This window comes from Streptomyces sp. NPDC104309, assembly GCF_055584025.1.
Genome location: NZ_JBVJMV010000014.1, coordinates 1 through 23,516, shown reverse-complemented (window position 1 = coordinate 23,516; position 23,516 = coordinate 1). Strand labels below are relative to the sequence as shown.

Genomic DNA, 23,516 nt, shown 5'->3' with positions numbered 1-23,516 from the left:
TCAGCCTTCCTGACACAGCAGTCGGAGCGCGGCGGCGACATCGCGCACGACACGCACGCCGTCGGGCGGCGGCGGTCGGCGGACCACGACCACGGGCAGCCCGAGGTTCCTCGCGGCGGTGAGCTTCGCCGCGGTGGCGGGGCCGCCGCTGTCCTTGGTGACGAGGACGTCGATGCCGTGGTCGCGCAGCAGCGCCGTCTCGCCCTCGACGGTGTACGGACCGCGGTCGAGGAGCACCGCGGTGTGGCGGGGCAGCGGTGGCTCCGGCGGGTCCACGGACCGTACGAGGAAGTGGAGCCGGTCCGCGCCGGAGGCGGTGGCGAAGGCGGCCAGGCCGAGGCGGCCGGTGGTGAGGAAGATCCGGCGGCCCAGGGCGGGCAGTCGGGCGGCGGCGTGCGCGAGGTCGTCGGCGTGGTGCCAGTGGTCGTCGGGGCCCGCCGTCCAGCCGGGGCGGCGCAGTGCGAACAGTGCGGTGCCGGTGGCCTTCGCGGCTTCGGCGGCGTTGGCACTGATGGCGTCGGCGAACGGATGGGTGGCGTCGACGACGGTGTCCACGCCGTGGGTTCGCAACCAGTCGGCGAGGCCCCGGGGGCCGCCGAAGCCGCCGATGCGTACGTCGCCCGCGGGCATCCGTGGCCGGGCGACCCGGCCGGCCAGCGAGGTGGTGACGCGCGCGGTCGCCTCGCCGCCGAGCCCGGTCAGCTCGGCGGCGAGCTGCCGGGCTTCGGTCGTACCGCCGAGGATGAGGATGTGGCCGGGCATGCACCGAACCTACGTCACTTTCTCCGTCCACCGCCCGGAGCGGTGAACTGGGCGGCCCGCAGCCATTACCATCCGGCGTCATGAGCACTTCTGACCAGGACCAGGCCGTGGACACCCCGATAGCCGATCCGGCGGCCGCATCGAAGACGGCTCCCGAGACTGTTCCGGAGGCCGTTCCCGCGACAGCTCCCGAGACGGAGCCGGAATCTGCTTCGCACACGCGTGCGCGCCCGGTTCCCGAGGCCACTGCGGAGAGCGCTCCGCAGGAGGCTCCCGCGGCTGATCCGGAGACCGCTCCCGAGGCGGCGGAACGTCGGCTGACACCGCGTCAGGCGAGACGGTTGCGCATCGTTCTCTCGTCGATCGGCATGGCGGCGATGGCGGTCGTTCTCGCGCTGCGGATCGCCAGCCGGTCGTCGGTGCTGGTGGTCGGGGTCTATGGGCTCGCGCTGATCCTGTGCGGGATCGTGCTCGAACTCAGCAGGAACGGCCGTACCCGGCTGGGCAGTTGGCTACTGGTCGTCGGGCTGCTGGCGGCGATCGGTTCGGACTGGCTGCTCATTCCCTGACGCATGGTCAGAGGACCGCGATCCGCACGTTCGCGCCGTGCGGATCGACCCGGTCGAGCCAGTCGGCACGCAGATGGAACGGGCGGCCCGGTACGGCAGGCAGCAGCAGCCGTTGGCGGTGGAGCTCGCGACCGCATTGTCGGACGACGAGCAGTGGCGACAGCAGTCTTCGGGCGGTACGCAGGGTGAACCGGCCACGGAGCGGGGTGTCGCCACCGGGACCGACGAGATTGGGCGCGATCCATTGCAACGGGGCGTCGACCGCCAGCGAAGGCCGGTTCGAGGGCCAGGCCTCCGCGCCCAGATGACGCAGCACGGCGACGGCGACGGCCCGGCCCTCGGCTGCCGCGACGCCGGCGCGCTCCACACCGTGCAGCAGATTGCCGACGGCGAAGACGCCTGTCGCGGTCGTGCGGTACGAGGCGTCGTGGGCGGGGCCGCGGGTGCCGGGGTCCAGCGTGACCGCGCCGCGCCTGGCCAGTTCGTGGTCGGGGATCCAGTCTCCCGTGAAGACGACCGTGTCGCAACGCAGCGTCGTGGTCCGGCCGTCGTGGTGCCGCAGTGCGACTCCGGTGAGCCGTTCCCGGCCGGTCAGGCCGGTGACGGTGGCGTGGGTGAGGAGCGGGGTGCGGTCCCGGAGTCGGTGCGGTGCGGTGAGACCGGACGGCGGCCGGTCGGTGACCATGGCGACGACGTCCAGGCCGGCGACACGCAGGGTGTCCGCCGCGGCACGGCTGACGGGCTCGTCACCGATGACGACCGCGCGGGTGCCGATGCGCTGTCGGTGGAGATGGACAGCCTGCTGGAGTTCGCCGGTGGTGTAGACGCCGGGCGGACGGGTGCCGGGCACGAGGCGGGCGCTGCGGGGACGTTCACGGGCGCCGGTGGCGAGGACGACGGCGCGGGCGGTGATGCGTTCCAGCCCGGTCGGTGCGGTGGTGTCGACGGTCAGCGGCCCGGCCCAGCCGGTGACGGCCACGCCGGTGCGCAGGACGGCTCCGGCCCGTTCGGCCGCGGCCACACACTCCCGGGCGTACGCGGGTCCGGTGAGCCCTCCCCTGGCGGTCCGACCGCCGAATCCGCCGTGGAGGCAGTGGCGCGGGATGCCGCCCGCGGTCTGTTCCCGCTCCAGGATCTCGACCCGGCCCGCGACGGACGCGGCGAGTTCGGCCCCGGCGCCGAGACCGGCCGGACCGCCCCCGATGACCAGAACGTCGACCGTACGCTCGCGCCGGGTCATGGCCGGGCCTCCTCGAACAGTGCGCGAACCGCGGCCCCGCAGTAGAACCCCTGACAACCCCCGTTGCCCGCTCTGGTCCTGCGGCTCAGGCCGTCCTGGGAGTGCGGCGGGATCGTCGCACCGAGGGCGTCCCTGATCTCGCCCGCGGTGACCCGTTCGCAGTGGCAGACGATTGTGCCGTAGGCCACGTCCCCGGCGATCAGTCCGGCGTCCTGGTACGGGCGTGGGAACGCCTCGCCGAGGTTGGGCATGGTGACGGGCGGCAGTTCGGACGGCGTACCGAGATCGAGGCCCGATGCGCCGAGCAGTTCGACGACGTGTGCGGCGATGGCCATGGAGGCGGTGAGTCCGGTGGAGCGGATGCCGCCGACGGCGATGTAGCGCCGGTCCGGGTGGTCCTGGATGCGGTAGTCCTCCTGGCCGGTGGCGGCGCGCAGTCCGGCGTAGACGGCCGTGACCTCCTCGTCGAGCAGCGCGGGCAGGATGCGGCGGCCCTTCTCGCGCAGCAGCGCGATGCCGTCCGCGGTCGATCCGGTGGCGGTCTTGTCGTCGAGTTCCTCGGCGGTGGGGCCGAGTAGCACGTTGCCGAAGACGGTCGGTGCGACCAGGACACCCTTGCCGGCTGCGGTGGGCACGGGCAGGAGGATGTGGCTGACGAGGTCGCGGGCGAGCTTGTCGAAGACGATGAGCTGGCCACGGCGCGGGGTGACGGTGAAGGCGTCGTGACCGAGTTCCCGGTCGAGTTCGTCGGCGTACAGTCCGGCGGCGTTGATCAGATGGCGGGTGCGCAGCGGCCCTCGCGAGGTGGTGAGGGTGTGGACGTCCTCGTCGCTGTCGATGTGCCGCACCCGGCAGTTGAGGTGCAGATGGACTCCGGCCCGCACGGCCTGCGTGGCGTAGGCGAGTGGCGTCGTCCAGGGGCAGATGATGCTTTCGTCGGGGATTTCGAGCGCGCCGAGGGCGCCCGGCCCGAGATGGGGTTCGCGGGCCCGCAGTTCTTCGGCGTCCAGGAGGCGGGCCGCGTGGTGGTCGTTGCGTTCGGCCTTCGCCAACAGGGCGGGGAGAGCGTCCAGTTGTTCCTGATCCCAGGCGACGAGGAGCGCGCCGACCCGTTCGACCGGGATGCCGGTCTCGGCGGCGTACGAGCGGAGCCAGCGCTGTCCCTCGCGTACGAGCCGGGCTTCCAGCGAGCCCGGTACGGCGTCGAACCCGGTGTGCAGGATGGCCGTGTTGGCCTTCGATGTGCCGTTGCCGATGTCGTCCGAGGCTTCGACGAGGGCGATGCGCAGCCGGTAGCGCGCCAGTTCGCGGGCGATGGCGGTGCCGACGACGCCCGCGCCGACGACGGCCACGTCGTAGGCGGCGGGATCGGCCAGGCCCGCCGACGGGCTCCCGGGCAGGTCGGCGGGCAGGGCTCCGACTGTGGTGATCGTGCGGTTCATCGCGTGACTCTCGTGCGTATCAGGCACGGTCCAGCAGGGTCTGCACGGCCGCGCGGAATCCGGCGAGGCGTTCGGCCGCCTCGTCGGCGCCGATCCGGGGTTCGTACACGGCGGAGGGCTTCCATTCGGGTATGGCCTGCCGGAGCGGGAGCCGGGGGTCGAGGCCGAGACGGGCGACGGCCCCGACGCCGAGTGCGGTGACATCGGGCAGCGCGGACACCTCGACGGGGCGTTGCAACAGATCGGCCTGGGTCTGCATGAGCAGTGCGGAGCGGGTCAGGCCTCCGTCGACGCGGAGCGAGGTCAGCGGGGAGCCCAGGTCGGTCGCGACCGCCTCGGCGAGTTCGACGACCTGTGCGGCGATGCCTTCGCACAGGGCGCGCACCAGATGGCCCGCGGTGGTGTCGAGGCCGAGGCCGGTCACCGATCCGCGCAGGTCGCCGCGCCACCAGGGGGCGGCGAGACCGGCGAGCGCCGGTACGAACGTGACGCCGCCGGAGCCGGGGACGGTGGCGCCGACCGGGTCGAGGTCCGCCGCACCCGAGATCACCCCCAGGCCGGTGAGCCAGTCGACGGCGGACGCGGCGGTGTAGACCTGTCCGTCGAGGCAGTAGCTGGTGCGGCCGCCGAGCCGCCAGGCGACGCAGCTGACCAGTCCGGTGGACCCGCGACGGGGGGCCGGACCGGTCTGGGCGAGCAGGAAGGCGCCGGTTCCGTAGGTGCACTTGGCGTTGCCGGGGTCGAGGGCGTTCTGGGCGAGCAGGGCGGCCTGCTGGTCGACGAGGAGTCCGGTGAGCGGGAGTTCGCCGCCGAAGGCGGTCGTGGTACCGACGACGCCGTCGGAGTCGACGACGGCCGGGAGGTGTTCGTCGCCGAGGCCGAAGACGTCCAGGGCCTCGGGTGACCAGCGGACCCGGTCGAGGTCGAGCAGCTGGGTGCGTCCCGCGGTCGCCGCGTCCGTGACGAACGCGCCGGTCAGCTGATGGACGAGCCAGGAGTCGCTGGTGGTGACCACGCCCTCACGGGTCAGCTCGCGCCGGATCCAGGCCATCTTGGGCGCAGCGAAGTACGGATCGAGCGGCAGCCCGGTGATGCGGGCCAACTCTTCCTCGTGCGCGGCAAGTTCGGCGCACAGAGGCGCTGAGCGCCGGTCCTGCCAGACGATCGCTTCGGTGAGCGGGCGCCCGGTGTCCGGATCCCAGGCGAGCACCGTCTCGCCCTGGTTGGCGAGGCCGACGGCGGCCACCGGCTCACCCGCTTCGCACAGCGCCCGACGCCCGGCCTCGACGACCGAGCCGAGCAGTTCGGCGGGGTCGACCTCAACCGCTCCCCCGGCGCCATGACGCGGCCGAACGGGCGCCGAACCGGAACCGATCACGCCACGCTCCGGGCAGACCACCAGAGCCTTCGTTCCCGACGTGCCCTGGTCCACCGCGAGTACCGGGCCTGTCATCGACACTCCAGTCGTGCGAAAGCTCTACGGCTTGAACGGAATCGTGATCATTGGTCTCCGCCGCCCAGAGTGGTGCAGACCACCGCGTACGTCAAGGGCCGTCCGGGGGCGCGTCCGGAACAGCCGGATGCCGATCAACGTCCGTACTGATGAGTCGACTTGAGTAAGATCCGCGAATCGGTCCGGAGTTCGGGGCAAGTGGCCTTACACTCACCGCCGAGCAACAACCGGACGCTTTCGAGCAGTTCGTTCTTCAACAACTGCCTCACCCCCCACGTCCTTGAGGATTGATGACACCGACACCCCTTCCCGAGCTCCGAGACCTCAAGTCCCGGACCTTCCACTTCTGCACGGGTTCCATGCCACCGCCGGGCTGCGTGACGTGCTGAGGAGATCCCGCATCCGTCGCACCCCGTCCGGCCGCACGTGGGCAGGGCGTGTCCATGGCCAACAGTGAATTCCGGCCGGTCTATCACCCGGCCGGTCATGACAACGAATTGCGTGTCGCGTTACAGGATCTGCGCACCGGACGCTGGCTGTCCATGCGCGACCTGTTGGAGCGTACGCCGGACTGGACCCTGTGGACGCAGCGCACCCAGGTGCTCGGGGCCATCGCCGCCGGTTCGGACGCGGTGCAGGCCTGGCTGGCCGAGGAGCCCCGGAGCGTCGCCGCCGCCGTGATGCAGGCACGGGTCGTCGTGGAGCGGGCCGTGCGGGCCCACCGCGAGGGCCATCACCGTGCGCAGGAGCTGTGGCAGGAAGCCTGGGGAGCCTGCCGGACGGCCGCACACACCTCGCCCGCCGACCCGGTGCCCTGGGTGTGCCTGCTGGCCCTGTCCCAGCTGGACGAGCACCAGCGACTGGAGGAGCACCGGCTGCATCCGCCGGGGCCTATGCTCTTCCCCGGCCCGTGGGGGCTGCTGGCGGAGGCCGACAAACGCGATCCGTACAACCGCGAGGCCTACCACCGGATGCTCCAGTTCGTGTACGCGCGGAAGGCCGGCGGATCACTCTCCGAGGCGGTCAACTTCGTTCAGTGGGCGGCCTCTTCCGCTCCCGAGGGATCCGCGCTGCACGCGCTGCCCCTGTATGTGCGGGTCGAGCGCTACCGGCGCGAGCGCGGGCACGAGAAGGCCCTGGATCTCCACTGGGTCACCGAGGACGCGGAGCGGGACGCGGCTCGGTCACTGGAGCTCTGGTTCCGCCGTACGCCCCCGATCTCCCATTCCCTGCTCGACCTGAACCATCTGGCCCACGCCCTGTGGGGTGCCCTCCAATTCGCTGACGCCGCACCGGTGTTCCAGGAACTCGGGCCCTATTTCACCTCCGTTCCCTGGGTGTACCGCACGCGGGATCCCAAGGCCCCGGGTGCCGCCGAGGAAGTCTTCCTGCGCGCCCGCAGCCGTTGCCTCGCGGTGTCCCGCGCCCCCGGACGGGGGCCCCACGGCTGAGCCATGGCGCCGCGCGCCGAGCCGCCTCCCCGCTTCGGACCGACCGCATTCCTTCCCGTCCCCATCACTCCTCATGGAGGTTTTCCCATGTCCATATCCAGCCCGACCCAGTCGGGTGCGGAGGCCATCCCGCCGAAGGACGAGGAGGAGCGGCTGCGTGAACTCGGCTATCAGCCCGTGCTCGCCCGGCGCATGGGCGGCTTCGGCAACTTCGCCATCAGTTTCTCCGTCATCTCCATCCTGTCCGGCTGCATGACCCTGTACGGCTTCGGCATGTCCACCGGTGGCCCGGCGGTGATGCTCTGGGGCTGGGCCGGTGTCGGGCTCTTCGTGCTCTGTGTCGGCATGGCGCTCGCCGAGGTCACCAGCGCCTACCCGACCTCGGGGGCGCTGTACTACATGGCCGACCGGCTCGGCGGTCGCAAGTGGGGCTGGTACACCGGCTGGCTGAATCTGCTCGGTCTGCTCGGTGCGATCGCCGGTATCGACTACGGTGCCGCGCTGTTCACCGGCGCGCTGATGAATCTGCAGTGGGGATTCACCCCCACACCGGGCAAGACGATGATCATCTTCCTCTGCATCCTGCTGCTGCACGCCGTGCTGAACCTTTTCGGTGTCCGCCTCGTCAGTGTGCTCAACTCCATCAGCGTGTGGTGGCATCTCGCCGGTGTCGCGGTGATCGTCGTCGTGCTCACGGTCGTGCCGTCGCACCACCAGTCGCCTTCGTTCGTCTTCACCGAGTTCGTCAACGACACGGGCTGGCACAATCCGTTGTACGTGGCGGCGATCGGTCTGCTCCTCGCCCAGTACACCTTCTGCGGCTATGACGCGTCCGCCCATCTGTCGGAGGAGACCTCGAACGCCTCGGTGACGGCCGCCAAGGGCATCGTCCGCGCGATCTGGGTCTCCTGGGTCGCCGGTTTCGCGCTGCTCGCCGGGCTGACCTTCGCGATCCAGGACTACGCGGGCACCCAGAACAGCGCGACCGGGGTGCCGCCGGCCCAGATCCTGATCGACGCGCTGGGCACCTCCGGAGCCACGGCCCTGCTGCTGATCGTGATCGCGGCCCAGCTGTTCTGCGGCAACGCCGAGGTCGCCGCCGCCAGCCGGATGGTGTTCGCCTTCAGCCGGGACAACGCTCTGCCAGGCTCGGCACTGTGGCGCAAGGTGAGCGCGCGCACCCAGACGCCCGTCAACGCCGTGTGGCTGTCGGTCGTCGTCGCCGGTGTGCTGGCGCTGCCGTCGCTGTACTCCGCCACGGCGTACGGTGCGGTGACCGCGATCAACGTCATCGGCATCACGCCCGCCTACGCGATCCCGATCTTCCTGAAGCTGCGCTCCGGTGGCCGGTTCGAGCGCGGGCCGTGGCATCTGGGCCGCTGGAGCAAGCCGATCGGCTGGATCGCCGTGGTGTGGGTCGCCATCGTGACCGTGCTCTTCCTGCTCCCCCAGTCGTCCCCGGTGACGGTCGACTCGATGAACTACGCGTCGATCGCTCTGGTCGCCGTGCTGGTTCTGGCCACCGTCTGGTGGTTCGTCGCGCGTGGTTCGTACAGCACGCCGTCCGCGTACGGGAACGCGCGCGAGCAGGCGGAGATCGAGGAAGGCATCGTCTGACCCGGCCCCGCCCACGCCTTGTTCTCAGCCCTCCCCGGTCGCAGCGAGCAGCTGTCGGGGAGGGCTGAGGCGTGTGTACGACGGAGCGGTACGGAACGTCGTGCGCGTTCAGCGCAGGAGCAGCTGGAGTCCGCCGAGGACGGTCGCGCCGATGACCAACTGCTCGAAGAGCTGCTGGTTGATACGGTCCACGCATCTGCGGCCGATGTACGCGCCGGGGAGGACGAACAGCAGCATGCAGGCGTCCAGCAGCAGCGACTGTGCGTCGATGAGGCCCAGGCCCACGCTGAACGGCACCTTGGACGTGTTGACGATGAGGAAGAACCACGCCGACGTCCCCAGGAAGCCGAGCTTCCGGAAGCCGGCGGAGAGCAGATAGAGCGACATGACGGGGCCGCCCGCATTGGCGACCATGGTGGTGAATCCGCCCAGCACCCCGTACGAGCGGGCCTTGAACCTGCCACTGCCTCGCATCGGTGGTTCGCCGGACTCCGCCGTGGTCTCCCGGTCGGTGGCCGCGGGCCTGCGCCGCCGGATGGTGACACCTGCCATGAAGATCAGGATCGCGCCGATCGACGTCCGTACGGCCGCGTCGTCGGCCCACATCATGAAGGCCGTTCCCGCCACCACGCCGACGGCCACGGCGGGGAAGAGCCGCAGCAGGGTCGGCCAGTGGGCGTGCCGCCGGTAGATGAGAACGGCGAGCACATCGCCCGCGATGAGGATCGGGAGCAGTACTCCGGTGGACTCGCGGGCCGGGAGTACGGCCGCGAAGACCGCCAGGCTGATCGTATTGGCGCCGCTGACGGCCGACTTCGAGAAGCCGACGAGAACGGATGCCGCGGCGAGCGCGGCCAGTTGCCAGAGTGTGAGAGTGTCCATGCCAGGAATAGATGGTAGGCCCGTCTACGGGAGCCAGAGCCAGGCGGCGGCCAGCAGCGCCACCGCCGCGCCGCCGGTGAGCACCGGAACGTTGCCCAGCCAGGAAGCCAGCGCGCCACCGCCGAGGGCGCCGATCGGCACCGTGCCGATGAGGGCGGCCTGCAGGACCCCGGCGACCCGGCCCTGGAGCTCGGGCGGGGTGATCAGTTGCTGGGTGGTCGTCATGGAGATGGCCCAGACCGTGGCCGAAAGACCGAAGAGGAACTGGTACGCGAGCAGCGCGGGGAAGCCGAATCCCAGGGAGGCGGCGGGAACCAGGAAGATGGCGAGGGCCGCCAGCACCGCGCAGACGCGGGTGGCCGGGGCCAGCCCGATGGTGGCGGCGCATCGGCCGGCCAGCAGCACCCCCAGGACGGTCGCGACACTGAACGCGGCGTATACCGTTCCCAACTGCCAGGCCGGAAGTCCGAGTTCACGAGTGGCATAGAGCACGAAGAGCGCATCCACCGCCCCGCTGCCGAGGTTGAACCCGGCACCCGCGAGCACCTGCCGGCGAAGCAGCCGCTCCCCGCGCACCACGGCGAGTCCGGCACGCAGCGCGGCCGTGCGGGACCCCGGCTCGGGACGGGCGCGCTCGGCCGGGGTGTTGAGCGTGGCGGGCAGCGCGAACAGCAGCAGCGCCTCGATGCCGTACGCCGCACAGCCGGCCAGCAGCGCGGTGGAGGCGCCGGCCAGTCCCACCAGCACTCCACCCAGTGCCGGTCCGCCGATCTGCCCGGCGGTGCGGGCCCCGGTCAGCGCCGAGTTCGCGGTCAGCAACTGTCCGGGGTGGACCACTCGGGGCAGGGCGGCCTGCAGAGCGACCGCGAGCATGGAGGTGAGCGCGCCGGACGCGGTGGCCACCGCATAGAGCTGGAACAGACCGAGCCGGTCCACGGAGGCAGCCAGCGGTACGGAACCGACGACCAGTGTCTGCAGGACGGTGAGGAGCACGGTCAGGCCGCGCAGTCGTGCCCGGTCGACCAGCACACCGGCGAAGGGGCCGAGCAGCGCGCCGGGGAGGTAGCTCAGCGCCATCAGGGCGGATGCGCCGAACGGGCCCGCGTCCAGCCGGGTCACGGCGAGCAGCGCGAGCGCCAGGGTGGTGACCTGCCGCCCCACCGAACTGGCGATCTGTTCTCCGCAGAGCAGCGCGAACGGACGGTGGCGCAGCAGCGGGCGTCCGGAGGGCGCGGGATGGTCGCTCCCGGCCCCGGCGGATTCCGTACGGGCGGCGGGGGAAGGAGGGTCGGGCGGCGTCTCCATCGCTCAGATGTCGCTGCAGGGGACGGGCCACCGCCTGATGCGCGGCGGCAGGGCCACCACCCAGCCGTGCGTCACCCACGCGAGGCGCTCCGCAGCCAGCAGGTCCACCGCCTCCCGGCCGATCGCGCTCAAACCGGCCACGGGGACGGGGTCCAGGACGGTGCGGAAGGTGGCCAGCAGGTCGGGGTCGTCGATCGTGAAGCGGGCCGCGGCCGATGGTTCCCTGCGGTCCATGACCGTCACGAAGTCTGGTCCGCGCCGGTGATAGAGCTGTCCGTAGGCATGGCGCTCCCGCCAGTCGGCCAGGGGCGGCGGTTCGCCGGGCAGCGGGGCGGGGGCGGGCAGGTGGCACAGCAGGGCGGCGGTCGCCGACACCTCGTCCGTGGGGCCGGTGAACAAGGGGTCATCGGCTGCCGGTGTCCAGCGCACGACGAGATCGTGGCTCTGGCACTCGCGCAGGAACTGGATCTCGGCCGCCGCTCGTCGGCCACCCGCGCCCAGCCGAAACAATTCGTCGACGGTCACCAGCCGTCCGGCGGTCCGGTGCCGCACCTGCCCGGTCGGCAGGACGGGAGCGGTACGCGTCGGGGGCGCGGGCAGGGGGCTCATCCGGCGACCTTCTCTCCCGGGCGTCGGGCGGACTCGACCGAGTGGCGCTCCGGAGCGGGGGCGGGCTCGGCCGGATCGGCGCCCCGCTCGACGGAGCGGACCGGTACGTGCCAGGTGGGCAGTGCCACGTACGACCGTCCGTCGTCGAAGACGAGTCCCAGGGAGACCACGTGAGCGAGCCATTCACCGAGCGCCTCGACCGACGGAGGGCTGCCGTCGGCGATGAGTATCCGGTGCAGTGCGGACCGGGTGCGGCCCGCCTCCAGATGGCGGAGCGCGGCGGCCCGCCAGCCGGTCAGCCGGTGGGTGCGGCGCGGCCAGCCGTGCCGTCGGTCGTGGACGAGGAGCAGGTCTTCGCTGTCCGGGCCGCCGGGCTGTTCCAGGACCAGGGTCGAGGTGGGATGTCCGGTGGACCAGGCGCGGACCGCGGCCTTCAGACGCGCCTCGGTGCCGCCGCCGATGCCGGCGGGCGGAGTGTCGAAGAGATAGACCAGATCGGCCAGCTCCTCCTCGGGCAGATCGTAGACATGTCGGTACATCTCGGCGGGCCGTCGTCGGTCGAAGCCGAGGGCCGGGTTGGCGAAGTTGGGGCTGAACCGCTCCAGTTGGATGCGGTGGGCGCCGCCGGGCGGCTGGAGATGGACGAGCGCGGGCATCTGGTCGATGACAAAGGCGTAGGCCTCGGCGCTCTCCCCCGGGAACCCGTACAGGTAGTTCCAGGAGCAGGTGAGCGAGTGGTTCTCGCACTCGCGGAGCGTACGGATGTTGCGGGCCCCGCTGACGCCCTTGTCCATGAGCTCCAGGGCCTTGTTGTCGAGGCTCTCGATACCGGGCTGGATATGGACCGAACCTGCTCGGCCGAGCAGTTCCAACTGCTCGGGCGTGAGGTTGGACTTGACCTCGTAGTGGATGCGCAGGTCCCAGCCGCTGTCGGCGGCGAGCGGGAGGAAGTCCTTGAAGTACGCCATGTCGATGATGTTGTCGACGGTGACGACGTCCAGGATGCGGTGGCGTCGTACGAGCCGGTCGACCTCGTTCCACAGGTGTCCGCCGGGCTTGGCCCGGAAGGCCATCGCCGATCCGTTGAGGCCGCAGAAGGTGCAGTGGTGCTTCTCGCCCCACCAGCAGCCGCGGGCCCCCTCCACCACCAGTTTCGGATGGACGTACTCCGCGAGCGGGGACGCGTCGAGGGTCTCCTGCCAGAGGTCGTAGTCGGGTGAGGGGATGTCGCCGGGTGCGACGGTGCGCCGGGACTCCTCGTTGGCCCTCGACTCCTCCCCGTCCCACCAGCAGAGTCCGGGCACATCGGCCGGTGGGGTGCCCCGGTCGAGATGGGCGAGAAGGGCGGGGAAGGCATGCTCTCCCTCTCCACGCACCACATGGTCGACAAAGCGATGGTTGCGGTGCAGGGCGTGCCCCATGGGGCCGTCGCAATTGCTGCCACCGAACACGACGGTCAGTCCCGGACGGCGTCGTTTGAGTTCCGCGGCGAGGGCCAGCGAGGAGACGTTCTGCATGAACGTGGAGGTGAACCCCACGACGTCGGGAAGGTCCGCGAGCACGGCGCTCGCGCTCGCCTCGATGAATTCCGCCGCATGGACGCGCATCGCGGTCGCCGTACCGATGTCGATGCCGCGCCGCGAGGCGTAGTCGTTGAGCCGGGCCACGCCCCACGAGGGGTCCTTGTACAGGGCACCGGAGAAGACCCAGTCACCGAGACCGTCGAAGATCGATTCGCTCCCGACCGCGACATGGTCGCCGGGCCGAAGCATTCCTCGTGAGCGTTCCAGCAGGAATTCGGCCCAGCGCAGGGAACCGTGGAACTCTCGCACCTCGTCGTCCGGCCGGGTGCGGCGCAGCAGTGAATGCAACAGTCCCACTTGGAGCGAAGGGAGTTCGAGCGGCTGCCACGGCATGGTCACCAGATGAATTCGCACTGCGCCTCCCATGCCACGGGGCGGACGCCGGACCGCGCCCCACGCCCGCCCTTGTGTGTGTTGTCCGGCCCCTGAGCGGCGATCGCGTCGCACGCCGTCCGTGCCGGTGCGCCGACCGTGCCGGTGTGCCGGACGCGGTTCGCTCCGGAATATGCCGGATCAGCGCGTCGGACGCTTCTCGATCGTGTGCCGTTCGCGGTTCTTCGCCTCTTCCTCGCGGACCACTACCTTCTTGATCTCCATGTGCCCCTCCCCTCCACCGTCGATCTCAAGTTCATTGACGTTAGGTGCCGTTGAGCGAGGGTCGCAAGAGTGCCCTCCGAGACAGGCGGGGTCCACGGGACGATCCACGCGCGTGGACCGGGCGGGGGCGGCGGGGCGGTCGCCCTGGTCGTGCCGGAACGGCATGCGTACCTGTACGAGACCCTGCACGGCGCCCGGAGTGTTCTGGGGAGTCCGGCATGCGGATCGCCCTGCACATCGCCCCCCAGTCGGCCGGCGCCGAACGACCGCTGGTGGAGCGGGCACTGGCGGACGGGGCGCGCGGGCTGCTGATCGCGCCGCGCTGGCGCAGCGCGCGCTCGGAGGAGCTGGACTACGGCCGGCTCGCGAACGTGGGGGTGCCGACCGTGCTGATGGAGCGCCGGCCCCGGCCCGGCAGCGCGCTGCACGCCCTCGACTCCGTCTGTTCCGACCACTGATACGGCACGTACCTCGCCGTCGAGCACCTGGTGTCGCTGGGGCATCGCCGCATCGTGCTCGCCGCCCGTGACGACAGCCCGACGGCACGCAGCGTTCGCCGAGATCGCCGCGGCCCGTGCGGAGGTGGAGGACTGGCCGGTGGCGCTGAGTTCCCCGGGGGCGGTGCCCAGCCCCGGTCCCGACTCCGCCGCCTCGGGAGCCCTCGCGCCGCCGGACCCGGGGGCCGCGGCCCGTACCGGCCTCGACCTCTCGGCGCTGCTGCGGGAGCGGGGTGTCACGGCGGCCGTGCTGCACGGCGACGTCGATGCGTTGATGCTGATGCAGCGGCTGGCGGAGAGCGGGATCGAGGTGTCGCGCGACTGCTCCGTGGTGGCGTACGACGATGGGGTCGCGGCCCTCGGCAGCACGCCCCTGACCGCGGTGGCGCCACCGAAGGCGGCGATCGGACGCGCCGCCGCGGAGCTGCTGCTCCACCGGCTGTCCAAGGCTGTCGACGCGAGTGGTCCCGTGCGCCGGACGGAGTTGCTGCCCACGCTCAAGGTGCGTGGATCCGCGCAGGAGAGGATCCCTTCAATGGAATGATCGTTTGACCGTTTTGATCTTCTTTTGAGCGATCTATTGACCATTACCGATCAGTCGATCAGGATTCCCCGTGACCCGAATCAGGAGCCGCGGGAGGCGCACATGCCCGGTCGACAACGAGGTCCTGGAGGCGGCGCGGGTGGACGGTGCCGGCGAGCTGACCACGTACGTCCGCTCCAGCAGGACCTGATCCGGGCCATCCTCGATGTCACGGTGCCCGACACCCTGCCCGCCGCACACCCTCTCTGGGTGTGCGACAACGTCACCATCACCCCGCACCTCACAGGCTCACAGGGCAACGAGTGGCGGCGACTGCTCGATCCGGCGGTCGGTGAGACCGGCCGCCGGGCCGCGGGCGACGGATTCGCCCATCCCGTACGACGCGAAAGGCCGGCGTTCCTCGCATGACCGCACCCCATCCGGTTTCCCCCCTCGAACTACCCGCCGAAGACCGGGTGTCGAGCCCGCACACCGGTTACACCCGCGCGCACTGGGAGGCCGCGGCGGACGGACTGCTCAAGGCGGCCTGGCAGTGGGCCACACCGGGCGGCGCGCTGCTGGACCTGCCGGGCCGGCCGTCCGCCTCCGGGGTGCGCTCCGACGGTCTGGAGGGGTACGCGCGCACGTTCCTCGCCGCCGCCTTCCGGGTGGCGGGCGCGGACGGCAAGGACCCGCACGGCTGGCTCGAACGGTACGCCGACGGACTCGCGGCCGGAACCCTCACCCCCGGCCGCGACGATGCCGAGTCCTGGCCGCTGATCCGTGACCACACCGTCTTCGGTCAGCCCATGGTCGAGTCGGCCTCGGTCGCGATCGGTCTGCGGCTGACCCGGCCATGGCTCTGGGACCGGCTGGAGTCCGGGGTGCGTGACCGTGCCGAGGAGTGGCTGCGCGGCGCGCTGCGCCACACCCCCGCGCCCAACAACTGGTACCTGTTCCCCTACTCCGTGGCCGCGTTCCTGGAGTCCGTGGGCCGCGGTGACGCGGAGACGGCCCGTGCGAAGGAGCGCGCCCTCGACCTGCTGGAGGGCTGGTACCGGGGCGACGGCTGGTACGCGGACGGCGACGGCCGCGCCTTCGACCACTACAACGGCTGGGCGCTGCACCTCTACCCCGTACTCGACGCACATCTGTCGGGCGACTCCGAGCTGTCCGCGCACTACGGTTCCCGGCTGCGCGAACACCTTGAGGGCTTCTCCCTGTTGTTCGGCGGCGACGGTGCGCCGATCCACTTCGGCCGGTCGCTGACCTACCGGTTCGCGGCGGCCTCGTCGGTCGCGCTCGGCTCGGTCACCGGGCACACACCACTCGCGCCCGGCGTCTCGCGGCGGGTGATCAACGGATCGCTGCGCTACTTCCTGGACCGCGGCGCCACCGGTACGGACGGGCTGCTGAGCCTGGGCTGGCACGGCCCGCACGAAGCGACGCTGCAGAACTACTCGGCGCCCGCCTCGCCGTACTGGGCGTCCAAGGCCTTCGTCTGCCTGCTCGCCCCGGACGGCCATCCGCTGTGGACCGCGACCGAGGAACCCGCGCCCAGCGAGGGCCCCGACCGAGTGCTCGCGCTGCCCACGCCCGGCCTGCTCGTCCAGTCCACCCGGGCGGACGGGATCGTACGGCTGCACAACCACGGCAGCGACCATGTCCGCCCGCACGAGGGCGAGTCGGGGGTGGCGGACGACCCGCTGTACAACCGTCAGTCGTACTCCACGGCGACGGGCCCCACGGCGCAGGCCAACCCGGCGGACAACCACCTGGCCGTGGTCGTCGCCGGAACGCGCAGCAGCCGTCGCGCCATTCGCCCGCTGGGCGCCGGCGGCGGCGACGGCTGGGGCTGGGCCGCCTCCTGGCACCGCCCGGTGTTCTCCTCCGGTGCGCCGATGGTGCCGGGGTTGCGGGTGGAGAGCGTCACCGTGGCCCGCGGCCGCTACGAGCTGCGGGTGCACCGGGTGCTCGGCGCGCCCGCCGGGGCCCGGGTGGAGCAGACGGGCTGGGCGACCGGCCCCGACGACACACTGACCTCCGCGCTGCACGGACTGCACGGCTGGGAATCCCAGGACGGGGTACGGGCCCCGCAGGGCACGGCGTACACGCGCTGGGCGGTGGTGCCCCGGCTGTCCGCGGACGCGGAGGGCACGGTGGTGCTGGTCGCGCTCGCCTCGCTGACCGCGGAGCCCGGCCCCGGGCCGCTGGACACGGTGGTCAGTGGGGTGCGGGTGAACGGGGACACGGTGGAGGTCCGCTGGGCCGGGGACGAGACGACGACCCGGATCGGTTTCGAGCCACTGAACGTCACGCACGGCTGAGCGAAGGGGTCGCGCGACCACGGGCCGCGCGACCCCTTGGCCCCTACACGTCGATCCGGATCACCACCACGAGCGTGCGCGGTCCGTGCACGCCCTCCACCCGCTCCAGCTCGATGTCGGACGTGGCCGAGGGGCCGCTGATCAGTGTCGTCGGCCGCTCCGGCACCAGCCGGGCCACCGCCTCCGGCACGCCGACCTCCACGGTCGACAGATCGACGACGCACACATGCAGATCGGGGACGAGGGACAACGCCCGCCGCCCCTGGTCGGGCGAGCCGTCCAGGAAGATCGTGCCCGTCTCTGCGCAGCTCACGGCCGAGGCGGTGACGACCCCGTCCAGCGCGTCGAGCCGGGGCGCCGGGATGTCGGCGGAGTCCTGCTGGACCTCGCCGTCGTAGACAGCGAGCCATGCCGGGTCGAGTCCGGCCGGCACACCGGTCCGTCGGACCCCGCGCTCCCGCAGCGCCTCGGCGACGGCGTCCGCCGTACCGTCGGCGGTACAGGTACGTACGTGCGCCTTGTAGTCGACGAGCCGGTCGGTGAAGAGTGCCAGGCGCTCGTCGTCGGGGAGGGTGCGGCCGGTGCGGTAGGCGCGGGGAACGGTGGTGTCCGGGGTCGGGGCGATGGCCAGGGCGTCCTTGATCCTGCCCAGCACCGTTTCGCGGGCGGTCGTCACTTCTCCCCCTCCTTCCGGTTCTTCTTCTGGTTCTTCTCGTACTCGTCGGCGGCGGCCCGCATCGTCGCGGCGCCCTCGGCCGAGGCCAGCCAGGAGCGGAAGGTCCGCTTCGGCGGGGCGGCGGTGTCGCGGCTTTCGCTCCAGCCGTTGAACGGCGGCGGCAGATGGGAGATCTTCCCGTCCCGCCCGGCGATGACCCGGCCGAGGCCCGCGCCCTTCTGCGCGGTGGTGAACAGCTTCGGCTTCTTCATGACCGCCGCCGCGGCCTTCATCGCCAGTTTCTCCGCCGTCGTGCCGGCCTGCTCGGTGTGCTGGTGGCGCAGCTCGACCAGCAGCGACGGGATGTCGATCTTGACCGGGCAGGCGTCGAAGCAGGCGCCGCAGAGGCTTGAGGCGTACGGCAGCGAGCTGTTCGGGTCGTCCTTGGCCGCGTCCATGCCGGCGAGCTGCGGGGTGAGGACGGCGCCGATCGGTCCGGGGTAGGTGGATCCGTACGCATGGCCGCCGGCCCGTTCGTACACCGGGCAGACGTTGAGACAGGCCGAGCAGCGGATGCAGTTGAGCGCCTCGCGCCCGATCCGGTCGGCGAGCGCCGCGGTGCGTCCGTTGTCGAGCAGGACCAGATGGAAGTCCTGCGGTCCGTCGCCGGGTGTCACCCCGGTCCACATGGAGGTGTACGGGTTCATGCGCTCCCCGGTGGAGGAGCGCGGCAGCAACTGCAGGAACACTTCGAGGTCCTGGTAGCGCGGCAGCACCTTCTCGATGCCCATGACGGTGATCAGCGTGTCGGGCAGGGTCAGACACATGCGGCCGTTGCCCTCGGACTCCACGACGGAGAGGGTGCCGGTCTCGGCGATTCCGAAGTTGGCACCGGAGACGGCCACCTTGGTCGTCATGAACTTCTCGCGCAGATAGGCGCGGGCCGCGGCGGCGAGATGCGCGGGTACGTTGTCGAGACCCGGGTCGACGCCCGGGATCCCCTTGAGGAAGATCTGCCGGATCTCGTCGCGGTTGCGGTGGATGGCGGGGACCAGGATGTGCGACGGCTTGTCGTGCGCGAGTTGGACGATCAGTTCGGCGAGGTCCGTCTCGTACGGGGTGATGCCGACCGATTCGAGGTGCTCGTTGAGGCCGATCTCCTGGGTGGCCATCGACTTGACCTTGATGACGTCGCGGCTGCCCGTCGCCTTGACCAGCCGGGTGACGATCTCGTTGGCCTCGACTCCGTCCCGCGCCCAGTGGACAGTGCCGCCACGCTCGGTGACCTTGCGCTCCAGTTGTTCCAGGAGTTCGGGGAGCCGGTTCATGGTGTCGGTCTTGATGGCCGAGCCGGCGTCGCGCAGCTCTTCCCAGTCGGGCAGTTCGCCGGTGACGTTCAGGCGTTTGGCGCGGATCGTGCGGGTGGCCCGGCCGAGGTTGCGGCGCAGTTGTTCATTGCGCAGTTCGTCGTGGGCGGCGGCGGGGAACGTCCGGTCGCCGCGCAGATTGCCCGTTCCGTACGGGGAACGAGGCGGGGTCGCGGGCATGCCGAGGAAGGTGCTGCTCATCGGACGGCCTCCGTCGGGACGTACGGCGAGGTGCGGGTGGCGGAGAGGATCTGCGCGAGGTGCAGGGTGCGGGTGCCCGAGGCGATGCGGGAGAGCCCGCCGCCGATGTGCATCAGGCAGGACGAGTCCCCCGCGGTGCAGACATCGGCCCCGGTGGTGGCGATGTTACGCATCTTGTCCTGGAGCATGGCCGTCGACGTCTCGGCGTTCTTGACGGCGAAGGTGCCGCCGAATCCGCAGCAGGAGTCGGCTTCGGGGAGCTCGACGAGGTCGATGGAGTCGACGGCGCGGAGCAGCCTCAGCGGCTTGTCGCCGACCCGGAGCATGCGCAGGGAGTGGCAGGTGGGGTGGTACGTCACCCGGTGCGGGAAGTAGGCGCCGACGTCGGTGACGTCCAGGACGTCGACGAGCAGCTCCGACAACTCGTACGTCTTGGCCTTGACCGTGGCGACGCCCGAGCGCAACGCGGCGTCCCCGTAACGCTCGGCGACGATCTCGTGCTGATGCCGGACCGAGCCCGCGCACGATCCGGACGGCATGACGACGGCGTCAATCGACGCGTCACCGAACTGCTCGGCGAAATTCCGTACCAGGGGAACGGGTTCGCGCTGGTATCCGGTGTTGACGTGCATCTGGCCGCAGCAGGTCTGCCCCGGCGGGAACACCACGTCATGGCCGAGTCGGGCGAGCAGAACCGCGGTCGATTTCACCGCCTCGGGGAAGAGCGTGTCTCCCAGACAGGTGGCGAAGAGTCCGATGCGCATGGGTCTCTCCGATTTCTTTTCTCATTTGTATGGTCCGACCATACTACCCTCGGTCCGAAACATGAAGGATGCGATGCACGAGGTGGCGCACATCCATCAGGCATATACATGACAACCACGATGACGAGCGGCCATTCGACGGCACGCGCCCTCGCCCTCAAAGACGCTCAGCGGTCTCGTCGACCAACGTGCCGTGGAGGCTGCGGATGTGCCGTTCGACCAGGTCGGCGGCGCTCGCGCCCTTGCCCGCGCGCACCAGCCGCAGAAGTTCGGCGTGTTCCGCGTTGAGCTCGGCGGCCGTGGCCGGCCAGTCCTCGGCCTGTTCCAGGGCGCGCAGGATCAGCGGGCGCACCGACTCGCGCACGGCGGAGGTGAGCGTGGAGGTCAGCGCGTTGCCGGAACTGCGGGCGACATGCACATGGAAGCGGGTGTCCAGGTCGTTGAACTCGGGCACCTCGACATCCGGCTCGCCCATCCGCACGACCAGGGTCTCCGCCTCGTCGAGGTCTTCCGGCGAGGCGTGCCGTGCGGCCGCCTCGAAGCTGGACCTCTCCAGCACCACACGCGCCTCCAGGACGTCCTGGAGGCTGTAGCTTCCCAGAGCGAAGTGCAGACGCAACAGCCGCCCGAGGGCATCGTCCGGGTTCCGCACGATCCGTGCCCCGGCATCCGGCCCCCGGCCGGGCTGGGCGACCAGCACGCCGATGGTCTCCAGCACGCGCAGCGCCTCACGCAGCGCGGACCTGCTCACCCCGAGCACCGGCGCGAGCTCCCGCTCGGGCGGCAGCCGGTCGCCGGCCCTGAGCTCCCCGGCGAACACCCGCTCCTCGATGCTCCGGAGCACGAGTTCATGCGTACGGGACTGCCGTACGGGTTGCCACTCGACGGGCATCCCGTCACCCCCTGCCTCGGCCGGAATCGTCCGGTTGTCGTCTTGTCTGCCGCCGATCTTCAACTATGTCACACATCACGTATGGTCGGACCAAAGAACGGATGTGGTCGAACAGCAGACCCGCGGGCAGTTCACGATCGGGGACCGCGCCCTGGAGATCGAACCGATGAGGAGCCAGGGCCAGGGCCTGGCGGATCCTGAGTGGTCGGTGACCGCGTCACTGACGCGGCTGGCTGAAGACATCGGCCTGAGCTTCAGCACGGTGAAGTCGGCGAGGTGGACCGCCTCGCGCTGGCCGGCCGCTCACCGTCAGAGGAACGTCTCGCACACCGTTCACCGGATCCTGGCCCACATCGAGGACGACCAGGAGCGTTTCGCCGCCATCCTGGTCCTGCCCGAGGGCAAGAGCCACCGGACCGCCGACGACGCCCGGCGCCGGGTCGGCAACAGGGTCGAGACGCCGGTGACGCCCCAGGAGAAGGTCACCGCGATCCATTCGCTCGCGCAGGACAACCGAGTCGCGGCGGCGGTGACCAGCGATTCCCTCAAGCGGCCGGAGGTGACGGCGAAGGTCACTCCGGTGGACAAGGCCCGGGTAGTGGAGGAGTTCACCCGCGATGAGCAGGTGGCCACCACCGCGGCGACGAGCCTGCTTCGGCGGCCGGAGGTCGCGTTCAAGGCGATGGGCGACGACACCGCCCGTTTCCAGGTCAACCATGCCCAGAACGAGCGGTCGAGGCAGGCACGCGAGCACTTCGAGGACACCAGCCCCGTCACGCCGGCGGTGAAGAAGATCGACCGGACGGTCGAGTTCCTCGACCTGGTCACCGCCTGCCACTCCTTCGTCGCCGCGGCCGGCCGGCCGGACCGTCCCGGGCCTGCGCGACCGCACCCTGAGTGAGGACGAAGCCGCGATCGTGCACCAGAACGTCGCCAAGGTGAGAGCGACGCTCGACTGGATCGAGAACGCCGTCGACACCGGCAAGGTCGACATGGACGACGAACTCGCCCGCATGCTGCGGGGCCAGTAACCATGCCCCGCGCATCCCGGCGCCGGGGCGACGCCGCCAGACGGCACGCCGACATCCTCCGCTTCGTGCTGTTCGAAGCCCGTCCGGCCGGGCTGGTCTCCCACCAGCTCGTCCGCGCCAGCGGACTCTCCCCGCACCAGGTCCGTTCCGGCCTCGCCGCGTTGAAGGACGAAGCCGCCTCCAAGGGCTGGCCCCCGCTGATCTGGACCCGCGCCGAGGGCTACCAGCTCGGCGCCGAACGGGCTGTGCTGGAGGCATACGAACGGCAGGTCGTCAGCGAGAAGCTCACCCAGTTCCGTCGGTTCATCACCGGCACCGTCGCCCCGCACGCGGCCGCCCACCCAGGCGACAAGTGGGTCCGCCACATCGTCGCCCAGCTCAACTCCATCGAATCCACCCTCGACCTGATTGCCACAGCCTGACCTGCCCCATTCATCATTCATCCCGTGGGGTCCGGACGGCTTCGCCGTCCGGACCCCGTACCCATGTCTGGAGGAACCCGGTTGCCATGCGTCCCCGTCCTACGATCACGCTCATGACCAGGCGTCTCACCCGGTCCAGCCCAACCCCTCCATGGGCGAAGAAGTCGCCGTCAGCTGCTGAGTAGAGCAGTCTTATTCCCTTGCACAACCTCGTTGGACACCGGAGCATGAGCCGACTGAAAACGATTTCACTATCGATAGGCACTCATAAGTGACGCTTCACGATGAACAACGCCAGACCCTCACCAGCACCGATGGGCTGCCAGTGCTGACCTACATCCAAGGCACTCGCGACGGCTATCCCTGGGCCGACCTGGCAGAGGTAGTGGGTCCCGATCCCGTGCCATCCATCCTCACCGAAATGTCCGGATGGGCGGTCTCAGGATCCGTAGAACTTGGCGACCAGCTGATCCGGCACGGTGCAAGCATCATGCGACACGCCCACAGCATGCACCGCGACCTGATCTCAAACACTCCCCCACCTGAGTGGTCGAACGTCAGCCTTCCTGACGGGCTCCACTTCGCTCCTTGCGCCCGTCAGGCGCACCACCTGTTTCCAGCGTGGCGCGCTGCTTTCTCTCCCGAACACCCGGATCACTACCACGGAAGCGATGAGCAAGCCCTTGACGCACAGCTGACCCCGCTGCTGGCCGGCCAAGTGCTGGGCGCAGTCATGCCCTGCAGCACACTGGCGGTTGATGAGACAGACCGCGTGATCGCCGGAGTCATCGTCACGAACCGTGATGGCCTCCCATGGATCGCAACGGTCTTCCGCCAACCGGACCCCTGCTTTGTCGGCCTTGGCGCTGTGCTCCTTCGCCGGATGCTGGCAGACGCCGCAGCCAGCGGCCTCACAGAGATCGGGCTGGTGGTGAGTGACGCCAACCCCGCCCGTCACCTTTACGAGAAGCTCGGATTCCAGCTCTCCAGTACTTCTCTCACTGTCCTCGTCCCTTGACCTGAAGCCTGCCCCCGACCCGCGTCCAGGGCGGTCACGTCACCAACGGTTGTTGTGGGATCCGCCCTGCACAAACATCAGGTTCAGAAACAGGCACTGAGCTTGTCCTACCTTTCAAGCGGGTCGGATCTGATCATTCGTAGGATCGGGGAAGCCCAGGGGTTCCGGGTATGGCTGTGAGCTTGTCGCCGCTTGATGGCTCAAAGAACTTGGCCGCCCGGAGCCCCGCGACGACTCGACCGCTAATTGGGATACGCGACTTGATCGCTTCGTAGGACAACGCCGGCGAGGTCGTCTGCTGGGACCAAT

General features: G+C 70.4%; 18 protein-coding genes and 3 pseudogenes. 9 read left to right on the top strand and 12 right to left on the bottom strand.

Going from position 1 to position 23,516, the window contains the following annotated elements:
• On the bottom strand, positions 1-762 hold the full coding sequence (locus ACZ68L_RS21360) for a cobalt-precorrin-6A reductase (protein ID WP_469579198.1): 762 nt from the start codon (positions 760-762) through the stop codon (positions 1-3).
• A gap of 80 nt (positions 763-842) precedes the next feature.
• On the opposite strand from ACZ68L_RS21360, the gene ACZ68L_RS21355 reads away from it, so the two are divergent.
• Positions 843-1,331 (top strand): hypothetical protein, encoded by a 489-nt coding sequence (locus tag ACZ68L_RS21355; RefSeq protein ID WP_469579196.1) that lies wholly within the window; start codon positions 843-845, stop codon positions 1,329-1,331.
• Positions 1,332-1,338: 7 nt separating this feature from the next.
• On the opposite strand, the gene ACZ68L_RS21350 is transcribed toward ACZ68L_RS21355, so the two are convergent.
• The 3 genes from ACZ68L_RS21350 to ACZ68L_RS21340 are packed head-to-tail and all read right to left on the bottom strand — an operon-like array spanning position 1,339 to position 5,466.
• On the bottom strand, positions 1,339-2,571 hold the full coding sequence (locus ACZ68L_RS21350) for an NAD(P)/FAD-dependent oxidoreductase (RefSeq protein ID WP_469579195.1): 1,233 nt from the start codon (positions 2,569-2,571) through the stop codon (positions 1,339-1,341).
• The gene (locus tag ACZ68L_RS21345) at positions 2,568-4,013 is read right to left on the bottom strand and encodes an FAD-dependent oxidoreductase (protein WP_469579193.1); all 1,446 of its coding nucleotides are present in this window, start codon (positions 4,011-4,013) and stop codon (positions 2,568-2,570) included. The genes ACZ68L_RS21350 and ACZ68L_RS21345 overlap by 4 nt, the downstream gene beginning before the upstream one ends.
• A gap of 19 nt (positions 4,014-4,032) precedes the next feature.
• Entirely contained in the window at positions 4,033-5,466 is a 1,434-nt protein-coding gene (locus ACZ68L_RS21340; RefSeq protein WP_469579191.1) for an FGGY family carbohydrate kinase, read from the bottom strand.
• Positions 5,467-5,909: 443 nt separating this feature from the next.
• On the opposite strand from ACZ68L_RS21340, the gene ACZ68L_RS21335 reads away from it, so the two are divergent.
• Both ACZ68L_RS21335 and ACZ68L_RS21330 read left to right on the top strand, forming a co-directional pair.
• The gene (locus ACZ68L_RS21335; RefSeq protein WP_469579189.1) at positions 5,910-6,917 is read left to right on the top strand and encodes a hypothetical protein; all 1,008 of its coding nucleotides are present in this window, start codon (positions 5,910-5,912) and stop codon (positions 6,915-6,917) included.
• Between the two features lie 87 nt (positions 6,918-7,004).
• The gene (locus ACZ68L_RS21330; RefSeq protein WP_469579187.1) at positions 7,005-8,534 is read left to right on the top strand and encodes an amino acid permease; all 1,530 of its coding nucleotides are present in this window, start codon (positions 7,005-7,007) and stop codon (positions 8,532-8,534) included.
• A gap of 108 nt (positions 8,535-8,642) precedes the next feature.
• Here ACZ68L_RS21330 and ACZ68L_RS21325 read toward each other — a convergent pair whose 3' ends face one another.
• The 4 genes from ACZ68L_RS21325 to ACZ68L_RS21310 are packed head-to-tail and all read right to left on the bottom strand — an operon-like array spanning position 8,643 to position 13,267.
• Positions 8,643-9,416, bottom strand: a complete 774-nt coding sequence (locus ACZ68L_RS21325; protein ID WP_469579185.1) for a sulfite exporter TauE/SafE family protein — start codon at positions 9,414-9,416, stop codon at positions 8,643-8,645.
• A 24-nt stretch (positions 9,417-9,440) separates the two neighbouring features.
• On the bottom strand, positions 9,441-10,721 hold the full coding sequence (locus tag ACZ68L_RS21320) for an MFS transporter (RefSeq protein ID WP_469579183.1): 1,281 nt from the start codon (positions 10,719-10,721) through the stop codon (positions 9,441-9,443).
• Between the two features lie 3 nt (positions 10,722-10,724).
• On the bottom strand, positions 10,725-11,330 hold the full coding sequence (locus ACZ68L_RS21315; RefSeq protein WP_469579182.1) for a DUF5825 family protein: 606 nt from the start codon (positions 11,328-11,330) through the stop codon (positions 10,725-10,727).
• Positions 11,327-13,267 carry a RiPP maturation radical SAM C-methyltransferase gene (locus ACZ68L_RS21310; RefSeq protein WP_469579180.1) on the bottom strand — a complete coding sequence of 647 codons (1,941 nt, stop codon included), beginning with the start codon at positions 13,265-13,267 and terminating at the stop codon, positions 11,327-11,329. Before ACZ68L_RS21310 ends, ACZ68L_RS21315 begins: the two co-directional genes overlap by 4 nt.
• 330 nt (positions 13,268-13,597) lie before the next feature.
• Between ACZ68L_RS21310 and ACZ68L_RS21305 the strand changes: the two are divergent.
• The 3 genes and pseudogenes from ACZ68L_RS21305 to ACZ68L_RS21295 all read left to right on the top strand — a co-directional run.
• A pseudogene (locus tag ACZ68L_RS21305) lies at positions 13,598-14,551 on the top strand (substrate-binding domain-containing protein); the annotation flags it as partial.
• A 189-nt stretch (positions 14,552-14,740) separates the two neighbouring features.
• Positions 14,741-14,959 (top strand): annotated as a pseudogene (locus ACZ68L_RS21300) (hydroxyacid dehydrogenase); the annotation flags it as partial.
• Positions 14,956-16,857: a DUF2264 domain-containing protein gene (locus ACZ68L_RS21295; RefSeq protein ID WP_469579178.1), complete on the top strand. Its 1,902-nt coding sequence runs from the start codon at positions 14,956-14,958 to the stop codon at positions 16,855-16,857. The pseudogene ACZ68L_RS21300 and the gene ACZ68L_RS21295, both read left to right, overlap by 4 nt.
• A gap of 43 nt (positions 16,858-16,900) precedes the next feature.
• Here ACZ68L_RS21295 and ACZ68L_RS21290 read toward each other — a convergent pair whose 3' ends face one another.
• From ACZ68L_RS21290 to ACZ68L_RS21275, 4 genes are all read right to left on the bottom strand, one after another.
• Positions 16,901-17,533, bottom strand: a complete 633-nt coding sequence (locus ACZ68L_RS21290) for a LutC/YkgG family protein (RefSeq protein WP_469579176.1) — start codon at positions 17,531-17,533, stop codon at positions 16,901-16,903.
• Positions 17,530-19,080 (bottom strand): LutB/LldF family L-lactate oxidation iron-sulfur protein, encoded by a 1,551-nt coding sequence (locus ACZ68L_RS21285; protein ID WP_469579174.1) that lies wholly within the window; start codon positions 19,078-19,080, stop codon positions 17,530-17,532. The genes ACZ68L_RS21290 and ACZ68L_RS21285 overlap by 4 nt, the downstream gene beginning before the upstream one ends.
• A complete protein-coding gene (locus tag ACZ68L_RS21280) occupies positions 19,077-19,844 on the bottom strand; it encodes a (Fe-S)-binding protein (protein ID WP_469579172.1) in 768 nt (255 codons plus the stop codon). The genes ACZ68L_RS21285 and ACZ68L_RS21280 overlap by 4 nt, the downstream gene beginning before the upstream one ends.
• Before the next feature lie 157 nt (positions 19,845-20,001).
• The gene (locus ACZ68L_RS21275) at positions 20,002-20,736 is read right to left on the bottom strand and encodes a FadR/GntR family transcriptional regulator (protein WP_469579170.1); all 735 of its coding nucleotides are present in this window, start codon (positions 20,734-20,736) and stop codon (positions 20,002-20,004) included.
• A gap of 103 nt (positions 20,737-20,839) precedes the next feature.
• Between ACZ68L_RS21275 and ACZ68L_RS21270 the strand changes: the two are divergent.
• From ACZ68L_RS21270 to ACZ68L_RS21260, 3 genes and pseudogenes are all read left to right on the top strand, one after another.
• Positions 20,840-21,767: pseudogene (locus ACZ68L_RS21270) on the top strand (DUF6192 family protein); the annotation flags it as partial.
• A 2-nt stretch (positions 21,768-21,769) separates the two neighbouring features.
• Entirely contained in the window at positions 21,770-22,189 is a 420-nt protein-coding gene (locus ACZ68L_RS21265; RefSeq protein WP_469579168.1) for a RacP protein, read from the top strand.
• Positions 22,190-22,460: 271 nt separating this feature from the next.
• The gene (locus ACZ68L_RS21260; protein ID WP_469579166.1) at positions 22,461-23,207 is read left to right on the top strand and encodes a GNAT family N-acetyltransferase; all 747 of its coding nucleotides are present in this window, start codon (positions 22,461-22,463) and stop codon (positions 23,205-23,207) included.
• Positions 23,208-23,516: the final 309 nt, after the last annotated feature.

Excerpts from the sequence above, each read along its gene's own strand:
- ACZ68L_RS21360 (WP_469579198.1), bottom strand. The coding sequence starts at position 762 with ATGCCCGGCCACATCCTCATCCTCGGCGGTACGACCGAAGCCCGGCAG.
- ACZ68L_RS21355 (WP_469579196.1), top strand. The coding sequence starts at position 843 with ATGAGCACTTCTGACCAGGACCAGGCCGTGGACACCCCGATAGCCGAT.
- ACZ68L_RS21350 (WP_469579195.1), bottom strand. The coding sequence starts at position 2,571 with ATGACCCGGCGCGAGCGTACGGTCGACGTTCTGGTCATCGGGGGCGGT.
- ACZ68L_RS21345 (WP_469579193.1), bottom strand. The coding sequence starts at position 4,013 with ATGAACCGCACGATCACCACAGTCGGAGCCCTGCCCGCCGACCTGCCC.
- ACZ68L_RS21340 (WP_469579191.1), bottom strand. The coding sequence starts at position 5,466 with ATGACAGGCCCGGTACTCGCGGTGGACCAGGGCACGTCGGGAACGAAG.
- ACZ68L_RS21335 (WP_469579189.1), top strand. The coding sequence starts at position 5,910 with ATGGCCAACAGTGAATTCCGGCCGGTCTATCACCCGGCCGGTCATGAC.
- ACZ68L_RS21330 (WP_469579187.1), top strand. The coding sequence starts at position 7,005 with ATGTCCATATCCAGCCCGACCCAGTCGGGTGCGGAGGCCATCCCGCCG.
- ACZ68L_RS21325 (WP_469579185.1), bottom strand. The coding sequence starts at position 9,416 with ATGGACACTCTCACACTCTGGCAACTGGCCGCGCTCGCCGCGGCATCC.
- ACZ68L_RS21320 (WP_469579183.1), bottom strand. The coding sequence starts at position 10,721 with ATGGAGACGCCGCCCGACCCTCCTTCCCCCGCCGCCCGTACGGAATCC.
- ACZ68L_RS21315 (WP_469579182.1), bottom strand. The coding sequence starts at position 11,330 with ATGAGCCCCCTGCCCGCGCCCCCGACGCGTACCGCTCCCGTCCTGCCG.
- ACZ68L_RS21295 (WP_469579178.1), top strand. The coding sequence starts at position 14,956 with ATGACCGCACCCCATCCGGTTTCCCCCCTCGAACTACCCGCCGAAGAC.
- ACZ68L_RS21285 (WP_469579174.1), bottom strand. The coding sequence starts at position 19,080 with ATGAGCAGCACCTTCCTCGGCATGCCCGCGACCCCGCCTCGTTCCCCG.
- ACZ68L_RS21280 (WP_469579172.1), bottom strand. The coding sequence starts at position 19,844 with ATGCGCATCGGACTCTTCGCCACCTGTCTGGGAGACACGCTCTTCCCC.
- ACZ68L_RS21275 (WP_469579170.1), bottom strand. The coding sequence starts at position 20,736 with ATGCCCGTCGAGTGGCAACCCGTACGGCAGTCCCGTACGCATGAACTC.
- ACZ68L_RS21265 (WP_469579168.1), top strand. The coding sequence starts at position 21,770 with ATGCCCCGCGCATCCCGGCGCCGGGGCGACGCCGCCAGACGGCACGCC.